Source organism: Pseudomonas sp. B3G-3, assembly GCF_028640915.1.
Classification (GTDB): Bacteria; Pseudomonadota; Gammaproteobacteria; order Pseudomonadales; family Pseudomonadaceae; genus Aquipseudomonas; species Aquipseudomonas chlororaphis_I.
In genome coordinates, this window is the sequence record NZ_JAQZAB010000111.1 from 123,132 (window position 1) to 136,991 (window position 13,860).

15 protein-coding genes are annotated in these 13,860 nt (G+C 61.9%); 4 read left to right on the plus strand and 11 right to left on the minus strand.

Features of this window, described 5'->3' with window-relative positions:
* Positions 1-109 precede the first annotated feature (109 nt).
* Complete coding sequence (locus PVZ80_RS19355; RefSeq protein ID WP_028682897.1) at positions 110-904, minus strand: AraC family transcriptional regulator; 795 nt, start codon at positions 902-904, stop codon at positions 110-112.
* An 84-nt stretch (positions 905-988) separates the two neighbouring features.
* On the opposite strand from PVZ80_RS19355, the gene PVZ80_RS19360 reads away from it, so the two are divergent.
* The 4 genes from PVZ80_RS19360 to PVZ80_RS19375 all read left to right on the plus strand — a co-directional run bounded on the left by PVZ80_RS19360 (position 989) and on the right by PVZ80_RS19375 (position 6,196).
* The gene (locus PVZ80_RS19360; protein WP_016705320.1) at positions 989-1,987 is read left to right on the plus strand and encodes a bile acid:sodium symporter family protein; all 999 of its coding nucleotides are present in this window, start codon (positions 989-991) and stop codon (positions 1,985-1,987) included.
* Between the two features lie 529 nt (positions 1,988-2,516).
* Positions 2,517-4,298 carry a hypothetical protein gene (locus PVZ80_RS19365; RefSeq protein WP_273864406.1) on the plus strand — a complete coding sequence of 594 codons (1,782 nt, stop codon included), beginning with the start codon at positions 2,517-2,519 and terminating at the stop codon, positions 4,296-4,298.
* Positions 4,299-4,370: 72 nt separating this feature from the next.
* The gene (locus PVZ80_RS19370) at positions 4,371-4,832 is read left to right on the plus strand and encodes a YccF domain-containing protein (RefSeq protein WP_009049642.1); all 462 of its coding nucleotides are present in this window, start codon (positions 4,371-4,373) and stop codon (positions 4,830-4,832) included.
* A 287-nt stretch (positions 4,833-5,119) separates the two neighbouring features.
* Positions 5,120-6,196 (plus strand): GGDEF domain-containing protein, encoded by a 1,077-nt coding sequence (locus PVZ80_RS19375; RefSeq protein ID WP_009049643.1) that lies wholly within the window; start codon positions 5,120-5,122, stop codon positions 6,194-6,196.
* A 28-nt stretch (positions 6,197-6,224) separates the two neighbouring features.
* Here PVZ80_RS19375 and PVZ80_RS19380 read toward each other — a convergent pair whose 3' ends face one another.
* From PVZ80_RS19380 to PVZ80_RS19425, 10 genes are all read right to left on the minus strand, one after another.
* Complete coding sequence (locus PVZ80_RS19380) at positions 6,225-7,142, minus strand: hypothetical protein (protein ID WP_110176243.1); 918 nt, start codon at positions 7,140-7,142, stop codon at positions 6,225-6,227.
* Between the two features lie 106 nt (positions 7,143-7,248).
* Positions 7,249-8,808, minus strand: coding sequence for a TerC family protein (locus PVZ80_RS19385; RefSeq protein WP_273864407.1), 1,560 nt, complete (start codon positions 8,806-8,808; stop codon positions 7,249-7,251).
* Positions 8,809-9,210: 402 nt separating this feature from the next.
* Positions 9,211-9,933, minus strand: coding sequence for an Imm52 family immunity protein (locus PVZ80_RS19390; RefSeq protein WP_038633494.1), 723 nt, complete (start codon positions 9,931-9,933; stop codon positions 9,211-9,213).
* Positions 9,934-9,950: 17 nt separating this feature from the next.
* Positions 9,951-10,790 carry a Tox-REase-5 domain-containing protein gene (locus PVZ80_RS19395; protein ID WP_273864408.1) on the minus strand — a complete coding sequence of 280 codons (840 nt, stop codon included), beginning with the start codon at positions 10,788-10,790 and terminating at the stop codon, positions 9,951-9,953.
* Entirely contained in the window at positions 10,787-11,170 is a 384-nt protein-coding gene (locus PVZ80_RS19400) for a hypothetical protein (RefSeq protein ID WP_273864409.1), read from the minus strand. Before PVZ80_RS19400 ends, PVZ80_RS19395 begins: the two co-directional genes overlap by 4 nt.
* Positions 11,163-11,732 carry a DUF4123 domain-containing protein gene (locus PVZ80_RS19405; protein ID WP_100208984.1) on the minus strand — a complete coding sequence of 190 codons (570 nt, stop codon included), beginning with the start codon at positions 11,730-11,732 and terminating at the stop codon, positions 11,163-11,165. Before PVZ80_RS19405 ends, PVZ80_RS19400 begins: the two co-directional genes overlap by 8 nt.
* Positions 11,733-11,734: 2 nt before the next feature.
* The gene (locus PVZ80_RS19410) at positions 11,735-12,127 is read right to left on the minus strand and encodes a PAAR domain-containing protein (RefSeq protein WP_016705345.1); all 393 of its coding nucleotides are present in this window, start codon (positions 12,125-12,127) and stop codon (positions 11,735-11,737) included.
* 19 nt (positions 12,128-12,146) lie between these two features.
* Positions 12,147-12,476: a hypothetical protein gene (locus PVZ80_RS19415; RefSeq protein WP_016705346.1), complete on the minus strand. Its 330-nt coding sequence runs from the start codon at positions 12,474-12,476 to the stop codon at positions 12,147-12,149.
* A gap of 65 nt (positions 12,477-12,541) precedes the next feature.
* A complete protein-coding gene (locus PVZ80_RS19420; protein WP_273864410.1) occupies positions 12,542-12,802 on the minus strand; it encodes a hypothetical protein in 261 nt (86 codons plus the stop codon).
* Between the two features lie 140 nt (positions 12,803-12,942).
* A complete protein-coding gene (locus tag PVZ80_RS19425; RefSeq protein WP_053269378.1) occupies positions 12,943-13,815 on the minus strand; it encodes a LysR family transcriptional regulator in 873 nt (290 codons plus the stop codon).
* Between the last annotated feature and the right edge of the window lie 45 nt (positions 13,816-13,860).

The following is a 13,860-nucleotide window of genomic DNA, read 5'->3' on the forward strand; positions in this document are numbered from 1 at the left end:
TTTTGCATGACGCGGTGGCCGTTCGCGCTGGATGACGGGTACAAGGTCCAGGGTTGAGGGGGCAGCCACTGACGTTATCGCGGGCAAGCCTCGCTCCTACAGGTGACGATCAGGCCTGGCGGAAAAACTCCCCAGGCGTGGCATCGAACTGCTGGCGGAACGCCGCGATAAAGGCCGAGGTCGAGTCGTAGCCGCAGGCCAGCGCCACGTCCGTTACCCGCTCGCCTTGCTCCAGGGGCGTCAGCGCGCCCAGCAGGCGCAGCCGTTGGCGCCAGGCGCGGAAGGTCAGGCCGGTGTCCTGCAGGAACAAGCGGCTGAGGGTTTTCTCCGTCACGCCCAGCTTTTCGCTCCATTGCCCCAGGGTGGTCGGCTGGTCCGGGTGCGCTTGCAGGCTGCGGTAGATCTGCCGCAGGCGCGGGTCCTGGGGCAGCGGCAGCATCAGGTCCAGTTGCGGCGCGGCGGCCAGTTGGTCCAGCAGGACCTGGGCCAGGCGGCCGTCGGCGCCGTCTTCGGCGTATTCCACCGGCAGCTCGCTGAAGGCGCGGATCAATTCGCGCAGCAGGCTGCTCACCGCCAGCACCTGGCAGGTCGCGCCGGCCCAGGCGGTGACACGGCAATCCAGGTACAGGCTGCGCATTTCGGTACGCGGCGAGCTGAACACCTTGTGCGGCATGCCGGCCGGAATCCACACCGCCCGCTGCGGCGGGGCGACAAAACGCCCGGCGCTGGTCTGCACTTCCAGCACGCCCTGGATGGCGTAGGACAATTGCACCCAGGGGTGGCTGTGGCGCCGGGTCAGCGCCCGATTGGGCAGGGATTCGGTGCGGCCGTACACCGGTCGCGGCAGGCTCGGCAGACCGGGAATACTGCGGCGGACGATCTTTTCATGTCCTTTAGGCGGCATTTACTGGCTCATTGGCGTTAGTCGGCAGTCCACCATCACGTTAGAGTCGGCCCACCGCCCTGGCAACCCCTGGATGATCCCGTTATGAGTCGCTCACGTCTTTTGCCCGACAATTTCACCCTGACCCTGATCGGCGTGGTGCTGCTGGCCAGCTTCCTGCCGGCCAGCGGCCAGGTGGCGCTAGGCTTCGGCTGGCTGACCAACGCCGCCATCGCCCTGCTGTTCTTCCTCCACGGCGCCAAGCTGTCGCGCGAGGCGATCATCGCCGGGGCCGGCCACTGGCGCCTGCACCTGCTGATCTTCAGCCTGACCTTCGTGCTGTTCCCGATCCTCGGGCTGGCGCTCAAGCCGCTGCTGTCGCCGCTGATCGGCAACGAGCTGTACCTGGGCATGCTCTACCTCTGCGCCCTGCCCGCCACCGTGCAGTCGGCGATTGCCTTCACCTCCCTGGCGCGGGGCAACGTGCCGGCGGCGATCTGCAGCGCCGCGGCGTCCAGCCTGTTCGGGATTTTCCTCACGCCGTTGCTGGTGACCCTGCTGCTGAATGTGCACGGCGATGCCGGCTCGACCCTGGATGCCATCATCAAGATCAGCGTGCAGTTGCTGCTGCCCTTCATCGCCGGGCAGATCGCCCGCCGCTGGATCGGCGCCTGGGTGGGCCGCAACAAGAACTGGCTGAAATTCGTCGACCAGGGTTCGATCCTGCTGGTGGTCTACGGCGCCTTCAGCGAGGCGGTGAACGAAGGCATCTGGCACCAGATCCCGTTGTGGAACCTGGCCGGGCTGGTGCTGGCCTGCGGCGTGCTGCTGGCGTTGGCGCTGCTGGCCTCCAGCCTGCTGAGCAAGCTCTTCGGCTTCAACCAGGAAGACCGCATCACCATCCTCTTCTGTGGCTCGAAGAAGAGCCTGGCCACCGGCGTGCCCATGGCCCAGGTGCTGTTCGCCGGCAGCACCATGGGCGTGCTGATCCTGCCGCTGATGCTGTTCCACCAGATCCAGTTGATGGTCTGCGCGGTGCTGGCCCAGCGTTACGCCAAACGCCCCGAGTCGGTGCCGGAGCTGATGGCGCAGGTCGATCCCTGAGAGCCTGATGAACAACAGCCCCCCCTGTAGGAGCGAGCTTGCTCGCGATAAATCGTCAACGAAAACGCGCTGCGCCTGACCGCCTCAACTTCGCGGATCGCGAGAGTGGCTCCCCCTACAGCCCCCTGTGACGGCGGTCAGTTGTGCTTCGGACCGCCTTTCCACGGCGCGTATCCCACCAGCACGTTGCCCCGCGCCAGCCCCTTGTCGCCCACCTTGAAGCCGGGCATCTGCCGCAGGTTCATCTACCTGCATTGCGCTGTGTCGACCGGCAGCGGCCAATCTGTAGAAGCATCAAGCGGTTACTCCTGGGAAAAGCCAGGGTTTGTGCTTTTGTCAGGGGCGGCAAGCCGATAGCATAGCGCCACTTTTTTTGCCGGTCGGCGATCTTACATGGAAGTTTTCATGCGTTTCTTGCTCGCGCTTTGTGCGTTGTCCCGCCTTGCTGGTTACAGCATCAGCCCCTTGTTCTCAGGGTCGTTAAAGACACCTGCAACCGCTTTTTTCAGCAGCGTGAAGGAGTAAATCAATGGCCGTTCCTCATGGGCGTTCGTTAGCGGATTTTTTGCCTTTAAAGCCTGCTGAACAGCTTCTTCTCAAGCACGCAGCGTTGGGAGGGATGACCGAAATTTCGACGCAGCGCCCCACAGATGCCACACCAAGCAATACCGTTCGAGCAGGCTTCCTGCGCTTCCTGATTCTGGGTGGTGACGATCTGAACCCCGTTCATGAACTCGGGGTGATGTTGAAGGGAGCGTTTATCGAAGGCGATCTGGAGCTCAGAGAAACCCAGATAAACGCGAGCATCACGCTAACCCATTGCGCCCTGCAGAATCTGAGCCTGAGAGGCGCATCGGTAAGAGGCACCATCAATCTTGCCTACAGCCACTGTAAAAGTCTCAAAGCCAATCTGATGACGGTTTCAGGAGCGATGTACCTGGACCATCTAAAGTCCAGGGAAAGCATGAGCCTGCAGAAATCCAAGATTGGTGCGGCCTTGCTGTTGCGCGGCACTAGTCTGAATGGCCAGGGTGGCTATGCCTTGGTCGCCGACGGTCTGGTCGCTCACAGTGTCCATTTCGAAGAAAAGTTCATCGCGCTCGGCGAGGTCTGCCTGAACGGAGCGGTAATCAAAGGACAGCTCAATTGCCGGGACTGTAGTTTCAAGGCGACGGATGCGTCGGCACTGAGCGCCGACGGCATCACTGTCCAAGGGAATGTCTTTCTCACCACTGGGTTTCACTCTCAGGGGCCCGTTAGACTTTCAGGCGCCCGTATCCGGGGGCAACTCAGCCTCAAAGAGGCTCGTTTTGAAAGAAAGGACAAAGACGAGAACGGCAAAACACTAATCGCTCAAAGTGCCCATGTCGAGGGTGTCCTGATCATGACAAATCTGGCCCTCCCTCTTGATAACGCGACCCTCAGCAGCTCCCACGTGGGCACCCTGCACGATGACGCGAGCACTTGGGGCAAGGAAATTGGCCTCAATGGGTTCACTTACGACTTCCTGACAACCGAGGCTCCCTTGAGAGCCCAGGAACGCATTGACTGGCTCGATCGGCAGATACCTGCAAATACCGGGGCTGACGGGCTCAAAGGTTCGGCCAGCAAATTCCGCCCGCAACCCTGGCGTCACCTTCAGCACGTCCTCGAGGAAATGGGCCATGCGGAGGAAGCTCGCGAGGTAGGTATCGCGTTCGAAAAACGCTTGCGCAAAGTCGGCCTGATCGGCCAGGCACCCGCAGGCATTCCTCGCGGCCTGAGGTGGCTGTACCGCCTGCCAGCCTTGGGCCTGCATTCGCTCTATGGCCTTTTCACCGGTTTCGGCTACCGCCCCATGCGCCTGCTCTCCTGGTTCTTCGGCACCTGGCTGGTGTGCACCAGCGTCTACTGGTACGCCGCCGTCGAACACGAGGTCTTCGCCCCCAGCAACCCACTGGTATTCCAGAACGAGGCCTACGCCAGTTGTACCCCTGAATATGGCGATGCCTGGAAAGAGCAACACCCTAAGCAGGATCTGCCTTCCACCGTAGGCAACTGGTACACCTGCAAGGCCTTGCGCGGTGAGTACACCGGTTTCAGTCCCGGCGCGTATTCGCTGGACATCCTGCTGTCGCTGGTCGATCTGCAGCAAGAAAAGGACTGGGGTCCGATCACCCCGACGCCCTTCCCCGGCTATTGGGATGAACTCAAGAATCTCGAATGGGGCCACGGCATCCGTCTGCTGATCTGGCTCGAAACCCTCATCGGCTGGGGCATCAGCCTGTTGCTGGTGGCGATCGTCTCCGGTCTGACTCGGCGCAAGGAATAAGCGTCTATACCTGCACGGGCCTCGAACGGGGCCTGCTCGATACCCTTCACGGTTCAAACAAGGAAGCTTCACATGAGCGCCATCGGCAATTTTCTCTGGTTTATCCTCGGCGGCATTTTCATGGGCCTGTGCTGGTGGCTGTGGGGCATCCTGGCCTTTATCAGCATCGTCGGCATTCCCTGGGGCCGGGCCTGTTTCGTCATCGGCACCTTCTCGTTCTTTCCGTTCGGCAAGGAGGCGATCAGCCGGCGCGAGCTGAACAACAAGGACGATATCGGCACCAGCGGCCTGGGGGTGATCGGCAACGTGCTCTGGTTCGTGTTCGGCGGTATCTGGCTGGCGCTGGGGCATGTGATGTCGGCGCTGCTGTGCTTTATCACCATTATCGGCATTCCTTTCGGCATCCAGCACCTGAAGCTGGCGGGCATCGCCCTGGCGCCGATCGGCAAGACCATCGTACGCAAGGAAGTGGCCGCCGCGGCGCGCACCTTCAATGCCCAGGATGCGGCGCTGAAACAGCGTCAGCCAGGCTGAAGCCCAGGCGCGGAGGCCTCGTCGCGGCCTCCGCCGCTGCGCATGCCGGCCGGCATGCTCCCCACGCTTGCGCACTCCGACCGCCCTCAAGCTCGCAACCTGATCGCCAACACCACGTCACCTTGAAACAAGCCGCACCACGACCTTGAAGGACGCCCACAGCGGCGCCCGCCGCAGTTGGACAAGTCCCACGCCCACTGCTTTCATTCAGCCCCGGGACCCTGCGCAGTCCGCGCTCGCCAGGAGGCTTGTCGCCCCCGCCCACCCGTTCACGCCCAAGGCCCGCAATGCTCAAGACCATTGAAGCGCAAGTGCTGAAACAGGCCACGCCGCCGGCCCTCAAGGCCGAGTTCGCCCAGTACGACTTCGAGCGGCTGCACGGTTTCTGCCTGCTGATCTACGTCGCCAGCATCAGCATCTGGCTGCTGTTCAACCTGATCGTCAGCTTCCCCGGCAAGCAGGGCTTCACCCTGTACTCGATGGCGTTCCTGGCCGCGCTCGCGATCAACGCGATCGTGCTGGCCTTCACCAAAAAGGTCCGGCACTTCCAGTGGCTCAACCTGGTCTTCGTGCTGATCATCGGCGCGGGCATCCGCCTGGTGATCGAAGGCATGCCGCTGGAGCTGCGCCCCGACTGGCTGATCATCGGCGCCTCGAGCATGCTCTACAGTGCCTCGGTGCTGCCCCTGCGCCGCTGGTCGTTCTTCGCCACCGTCGTGCTGACCTGGGTGGTGCTCGACCCGTTCATCATGACCCAGACCTCGGTGCTGGAACTCAAGGGCGCCATGCTGTTGATCTACGCCCTGTTTCTCACCGCCCTGACCCTCTACAGCTTCATCAAGCTACGCCAGGCCAAGCTGCACACCTACATCATGTCCAAGCTGTTGCTGGAACAGGCCTACAACGACACCCTGACCGGCATCCCCAACCGCCGCTCGTTCATGGCCCGCGCCAGCGAACAACTGGCGGCGCAACCCCGGCAGCATGACCACTACCTGGCGATGATCGACGTCGACAACTTCAAGAAAATCAACGACCTATACGGCCACGACAGCGGCGACGAGGTGCTCAAGCAGGTGGCCGCGGACATCAGCACGGTGATGGCCGGTTTCGACTACGCACGCCTGGGCGGCGAGGAGTTCGCCATCTACCTGTGCGGCGTGCGCCGCAGCGACGTGGAGCAACTGGCCGAACGCCTGTGCCAGGTGGTGCGCCAAGCGCCGGCCCGCCACCCGGTGACCATCAGCATCGGCCTGGCCCGGGTCGAGGACAGCGACAGCCTGAACCAGGCGCTGGTCAAGGCGGACAAGGCGCTGTACCAGTCCAAGCACACGGGCAAGGATCGTTACACCTTTCACCCGTGATCCCACTGCCCCTCGACAGCTCAGGCGCTCAGGGTGCCAGCGCCTTGATCGGCGGATCCTGGTAGCTGTCGTCGATCTCGATTCCGGCGGCCCGCAATTGTTCTTCCACCCCTCGCCGCGTCTCCCGGTCCTTGGCCAGCTTGGCGGGCATCAGCTCCTTCCAGCGCGGTCGCTCGTTCTCCTCGAAGCTGGACGACCAGAAGTCGTACTCGCTCTGGAACTGCAGGGTGGTCAGGCAAGTGGCTCGCTCCATGGGCGCCTGCCTGTCATCCCAACACCAGGACCAGACATGCAGGTAGGCGTCGTCCCGATGGAAGTACCAGCTGTAGAAGGACTTATCGTGCAGCCAGTGCTCAAGCGGGATCGGGTAATCCGGGTCGAGCCAGGGATGGTTGAGCACGTAGTGGCCCAGCACATTGTCGCCAGAGGGAATCTTGTCGGCCTGGGAGCCGGAAACCCGCGGCTCCGAGGGCAGGTAGTAACGCTTCCAGCCAGCGCTCTTGAGCTCGGCGATACGCTGGAGAATGAAGGCCTGTTGCTCGGTATAGGGGCTGTTGTCCGGCAGCCCTCGTAAGTTGATGTCGATATTACTGACCGTATCTCCAAGGGCCTCGTCGATCACCGTGCTGATCCCCGAGACCTGTTCGATCCTGAGCGCATGCTCGCCACCGCCGATCAGGGCGACCGGCAGGTTCTTGTCATTGGGGGAGCGCTCGATTTCGTACCAGCACATCCTGACGGGTTTCAGACAGTCCTTGGAAAACCGCAGCGGGCTCCGGGCGAGCACCTGGGCGATGGGCTCATGCAGGGCTATTTCCACCACCGGGTGCGCCACCGCGGGTGCCGCATCCTGGTCATCACAACCGCCAAGCAGCGCCAGGGTGAACAGGCAGCATCCCCCCATGACGGCCCTGCCGCGTACCGCGCCCATGCGAACCTTGCGCATATTTCTCTTCCATCCATTGAACAAGCGGGCGGCGATGGTGCAGGAATAGACGCAAGGCTTCAACCGCAGTGAGGGCGACGGCGGCCAGCCAGCTGGCCGACCTCGGTTACTCGCCCTCGCGGCTGAGCAGCACCCGCGTCACCCGCCGCTCTTCCACCGTCACCACCTGCAGCGTCCAGTCCTGCCATTGCAGCCGGTCGCCAATCACCGGCAAGCGGTCCAGCAGGCTCATCACCAGCCCGGCCAGGGTCTGGTAGTCCTCGGTGGCTTCGGCGTTGAAGCCGGTGCGCTGGCGAATCTGCGCCAGGTTCAAGGCACCGCTGACCATGAAACCGCCCTGCTCTTCGACAATGTCCGGGCCTTCGATTTCGCTGGCATCGGGCAGCTCGCCGGCGATGGATTCGAGGATGTCGGTCATGCTCAGCACGCCGACGAAATCGCCGAATTCGTTGATCACGAACGCGATGTGGGTCGAGGCCTTGCGCATCTGTTCCAGGGCGTTGAGGATCGAGAAGCTGTCCAGCAGGTTGATCGCCGTGCGTGCCAGGTGCTCCAGGTTCGGCTCGTTACCGGCCAGGTATTCCTTGAGCAGTTCCTTCTTGTGCACGAAGCCCAGCGGCTCTTCCACCGCGCCGTCGCGAATCAGCGGCAGGCGCGAGTAGGACGAATGCATCAGCTTGTCGCGGATGGCTTCGGCATCGTCGGCCAGGTCGATGTAGTCGACGTCGGCGCGCACGGTCATCAGGCTGCGGATCGGCCGTTCGGCCAGTTGCAGCACGCCGCTGATCATCACCCGCTCGCGGCGGTCGAACAGCTCGGCGCTCGGCGCTTGGCCATTGTCCAGCAGATCGACGATCTCCTCGCCCACCTCCTCCACCGCCAACTGGCGACCGCCCAGCAGGCGCATCACCGCATGGGCCGTGCGCTCACGCATCGGCTGCAGGCCCTGCATGGATTTCTTGCGGCGGGCACGGGCGATCTGGTTGAACAGCTCGATCAGGATCGAGAAGCCGATGGCCGCGTACAGGTAGCCTTTGGGGATATGGAAGCCCAGGCCTTCGGCGGTCAGGGCAAAACCGATCATCATCAAGAAGCCCAGGCACAGCATGATCACCGTCGGGTGGGCGTTGACGAAGCGGGTCAGCGGCTTGCTGGCGACGATCATCAGGCCGATGGAAATGACCACTGCGATCATCATCACCGCCAGTTCGTCAACCATGCCCACGGCGGTGATCACCGCGTCCAGGGAGAACACCGCGTCGAGCACCACGATCTGCGCCACGATCGGCCAGAACAATGCGTAAGCGGCGTTGCCGGTGCGCTGGCTGACATGGCCTTCCAGGCGTTCATGCAATTCCATGGTGGCCTTGAACAACAGGAACACACCGCCGAACAGCATGATCAGGTCACGGCCGGAGAAGCTCTTGCCGAACACCTCGAACAGCGGCGCGGTCAGGGTCACCAACCAGGAAATGCTCGCCAGCAGGCCCAGGCGCATGATCAGCGCCAGGGACAGGCCGATGATCCGCGCGCGGTCACGCTGGTGGGGTGGCAACTTGTCCGCGAGGATCGCGATAAACACCAGGTTGTCGATACCCAGCACCAGCTCCAGCACGATCAGGGTCAACAGGCCAAGCCAGGCCGTGGGGTCCATTATCCATTCCATAAAAACGACTCTATCTCTCCAGTGAAATCAGACAGCCGGGCACGGCAAGGCAAGGCCACAAGGCCTTGGAACGGCGAACGCAGGCCAGCGCCCAACGGTTGCGACAACCGGCGGCGAGCAGCGAAAAACAACAGGTTCGGGGTAACGGCCGCGCCCTATGACTGGCGAAAGGCACCGCAAGGCGGATCGAGCGGGGAAAGAATGAGGCGTCCAGGAACAGGGACGACTGGGAGGCTCCGAGAGGGTGTTCATGCAAGTCCTGTGAAGAAAAACGGACTTGAATCCTACAACCTCAAGGGAGATTTCCTATCGGGAAATCATTTCAAGATCTTATCGGGGGTGTCTGACCACAGCTATCGCAGGCAAGCTCGCCACAGCAAAAGCGAGCCTGCCCGGGCTGACTCAATAGCGTCCGGGCAAAAGCCCGAGCTCCACCAGCTTGATATCGGTGTCACCCACTACCTGCACATGCTGGACGTTCTTCTCGTCCATGATGCCGGGGCAGGAAACGACGATGGTTCCCCGGGATGGGATGGGACGCAGTTCAGCGACCTCCGGAAAGTCCGCCGCCGACAGCGGGTGCGGACAATAGCCGATCCAGCCGATGGTCTGCCGGTCCTGGAACACCCGCTGCTTGCGAAAATATTCGTTGGGGGCGACCACGCCCCAGGAAATTTCCGGCCAGAGACCGACCGCCGTGTTCATTAATTCGACAATGCCCTGCCGAGGATCCTGCAGGCAACGGACCAATGTCCCGGCTTCGGAAAACTCGATACCCGCGGGCAACGAGCCGCCGCTTCGTGCGTGATAGGTGATCGAAAGCCCTCCCTTGAGTGGATCGGATATCCCGTTCCACAGCACAAAACTCATGTCGTTGACGTCGAAGTCCGAGTCTTTCCAGGAGGCTATTTCCCGCCGCAGACTGTTCGGATCGAGGAGCACATTGTGCGTCAGGCCGTCATCCTTGCCTTCGGCGCACAAGAACCAGTTCTTGAGGATCGGGTCGATCTCGCCTATCGCCTTGAGAAAGGCCAGGCTCCTGTCGATTTGTTCCTGCTCGGTGACCTGGGCAATCTTCTGCTTATCGAAGCTCAGCTTGAAATTGAAACGTTTGAACGTATCCATGAGCACTCCATCCGGTCTCAGGCCATTAAGTCTGGGTTTTGCTTGTAGAACTCTTCCAGCTCCTTTTCCTCCTGGCGACGCACTTTCTGGTACTCCTCATGCTCCTTGGTGCCGGGCATCGGGTTCCAATAAGCCTTCAGGTTGGTGAGCCCACCCTCCTCGTATTTCTCGGAGCAATACTCGTAAACCACCCGCTGAAGAAAATGCCACTCGAGCATCACCGGCGGGCTGGGCTTGGCCTTGTCTGCCTGCTTGAACGCCTTCACGATCAGGTCCTTCTCAACGTTCTTGGCAGCCTTCGGATACTTGAAACCGAGGAAGATGAAGAATTCGTAGTTGGCCTTGGCTTCTTGCAAGGTACAGCGGTTTTTCACAAAACCATCCCAATCGGTACCACTCCACAGCCACTCCCAGGGAAACGGGAAGTTGGTCACCCACTGCTGGTAGCGGCTCGACAGGTCGCTCATGCTGTGCCCCTTGCCATTGACGGGAATGTACATATGCCCGTCTTCGGGAGGGCATTTCACGCAGTCCTTCTTCTGCCGTTTGCAGTCCCGTTCGGCCTCCTGGGTCCGGTCCCGGGTCCTGGCCGGCGCATCCGTCTTGGGCAAGGCCTCGGGCTTGGGCAACGGCATCGGTTGCGGCATGGGCCTTGGGGGCGGTAGCGGCCGGGGCACCACTTCCGGCGGTGGCGGTGGCACCGGCGACGGCCGGGGCGGCGGCATCGGTAACCGGGTCGGCGCGGGCATGGGTATATCGAAGGGCAGCCTCGGCCCGGTGCGAGGCAACGGCATACGCAACCCGCCGCTGATGGGAGGCGCCAGTTGCACTACGGCTCCGCTAATGAAACTTGTCATTCAGGCATCCCTGTCTTGAGTGCGGCCCGCCAGGCCCGTTGCCCCTGGACGAAATCCATGACGCTTTCGTAATCGCGAAAACGCTGCTCCGGGGTGTCGTTTACCGGCCTTTTCATCCACCGGATAAATCCGGGTGTTTCTTCAAAACCGGGAAACAGCAGGCCAAAGCGCATGAAGTTTTCAACCGCATCCGGCTCTTCGATTTGCAGGGCCCAGGCTTTTTCCCGGTAGTCCTTGAGGTACTGGATGGTCTGCCAATGCCCTTTTTGCTCTAGCCACTGAGGATTGTACTGACGTATCTCGAGCATGATCTTCTCGATCACCTCATTTTGCCGAACCCGCTCCAGCGCTTTCAGCTGGTCTGCCGTCAACTCAAGCATGGCGAGCCTCCTGCCCAACCCGGTAATACGTCTGGTACGCCAGGGCCAATGGCTGCCAGATCTGCCAGCGATTGAGCGGCAACATCAGGGCCATTCGCTGCTCACTGTCCAGGACACTCTCCAGGCCACGACGGACGGTCGGGTTGTAATAACGAAACAGCGCCATCCGACCATCCGGCAGGCGGCTGAACAAATGGGATTTGAGATGATTGCTCAACGCTTCAAAGGAGCGCTCGCTCCACAGCCACGAAACCAGCGGCGACTTCTGGTCCCGCTCGATCAGCCAGTCGAGCAGTTGCGTGGCCTCGGCACTATCCCCTACGAACTCCACCAGTGCCGGCCCGCCACGGCTGATTTCGTCCAGTTCGGTAGCGGCCAGCAACCACTCGACGCGGATCGCCGCCCCGGCCGCGTCCAGGCGATTCTCCAGGGTCATGTAACGGGCGCCATCCACCAGCACATAGAGCCGGGTTTCAGGATGCTGTTCCAGGCAATGACGGATATGGGTGCGAAATTGCAGAACATTCGGATCAGGTCGGCGTCCATTGCCTGAAGCACTCATGGTCAGTTCCCCAGGCTCTGCAGCGGGACAAAGGTTTCATTGCGCTGTGCCGCCGCCAACAGGCACGGCAGACAAAGCCCGGGAATCTTGACCACTGGAGCGACCGCAGCAGCGCTGACCTGCTGCCCGATGATCACGCTTCCCGATCCGCTCACCACCACATTCCCGTGGTTGCCCGTCGTCCCCAGGGTCGCGACCGGCAATCCATTGATCAGCACATTGGCAACCACGCCGCTGACCAGGGCACTGCCGCAGGCCGTGGTGTCCGTCATCCGCGCTGCACTGAGCCCATCGAACAATACGTCAGGCGAACCCGAGACAATCGGGTTGCTGGCGTGCCCGGGCAATGGACAAGCGGTCATATCCGTGACACGGGCCGCAGGTTTTCCACTCATTGGCAATCTCCTTCATCCGTTAGGTATTGCATGTTGTCCCTACGCCATCGATCTGGAAGAGGCCAAAGCGCCAACAGGCATCCTCCACATCGAATAATGCAAGCTGGCTGGCCATCGAACCGGGAGCCTTGACGGGGGGCGACATCTGAAGCGCATCAGCGACAGTCCGCTCCATGGCGGCTGGCGCCCAGTCATCCAGTTCGTTGAGCTGCCGGTTGTAGTCCGGTACGCCAACACTTTTATAGGCGTTCAGCAGGTACTCGGGTAATTCCGTATCCGACCATTGCAGGTAGTAACCCTGGTCATCCAGGAAGGGCCGGGTCCAGGCAGTCAGCCCGACCGGAATCATTTCCTGTTGATCGGTGCTGAGGAGGCAGTCGCCCTGAGCCGCGAAACCCAGGCAGATATTGAGTTTCAGCCAGCCATCGGCGTGGCTGAGAAGCTGTGGGTAGGATCGAACAGCCGAAGTGGCACCACACGATAGTGGCGCAGATGGGAAGAACGCAGGTAGATCTCCGCATCCAACCGGGAAATGAACACTCGAACGATGGGTGCATCAGGGTCGCCGACACAGTTTATCTGCACCGGATCCAGGGCAAGATGATCGTGAATGCCTGTGACGGTGACCAAGCCATAAAGACGAATTGAGGATCTCAGTCCTTGAAATCGAACCATCCTGCTTCCTCCAAGCAGCGCGATCTGTCGGTCGCTCCATTGAGTCCGCCACTCTAGCAACGATGAATTGCGCAAGAAGTTGCGCAGTTGCGCTCAAAGCCTTGTGCCCACGGGCCCCGACGAATTCTTTACAAAAAATTTCAAGAGCATTGGCCTCTGACCTGCTCGATATACCGCGCCACCGCGGGCGCCTTTTCGAAGCGGCGGTGGATCAGTGACAGCCAGGACGACGCCGTGCTGCCCTGGATCGGCCGGTACAACACATTGGGCAACCCCACGTGCCCGACCACCGACTCCGGCACCACGGCCACGCCCTGCCCCAGGGAGACCAGGGCCAGCACCGCCACCAGGCCGCCGGGCTGCGGCCCCAGTTTCGGCGCATAGCCGCCCTCGGCCGCGACCTGCAAGGTGCCGCTGATCTGCTCCGGAAGCACGAAGGTCTCGTTGTGCAGATGGGCCGGGGCGATCTCCGGCAAGCGTCCCAGCCAGGACTCGGCGGGCAGCGCCAGGACAAAACCTTCGGCATCCAGGCGGACCGCCTCGACCCCTTCGGGCAGGGTCATGGGCGAGCGGATGTAGCCGATGTCGAAGCGTCCCTCGGCCACCAGGGCCGGCAACGCCGCCATCGGGCTTTCGCGCACGCTCAGGCTGACGTCCGGGCAGTCCTGGCTGAAGCGCTGCACCTGTTTTTGCAACAGCCCCGAATACACCGCCGAGGCCACGTAGCCCAACTCGATATGGCCGATCTCGCCGCGCCCGGCGCGCTGGGCGTTACGTTGCGCGAACTCGAACTGGCGCACCGTGGCCTCGGCCTCGCGCACCAGGGCGGCGCCAGCCTCGGTCAGGCTGACCTCGCGCTGCTGGCGCACGAACAAACGGGTGCCCAGGGCCTGCTCCATGTCCTGGATCTGCCGGCTCAGGGTCGGCGGCGCGATGCCCAGCTGTTCGGCGGCGCGGGTGAAATTGCGTTGCCGGGCCACCGCCAGGAAATAGCGGAAATGACGGATTTCCATAAGTACGTTAGCTCAAAGGTAATGAAGTGCTCCAGCGCGCCTAAC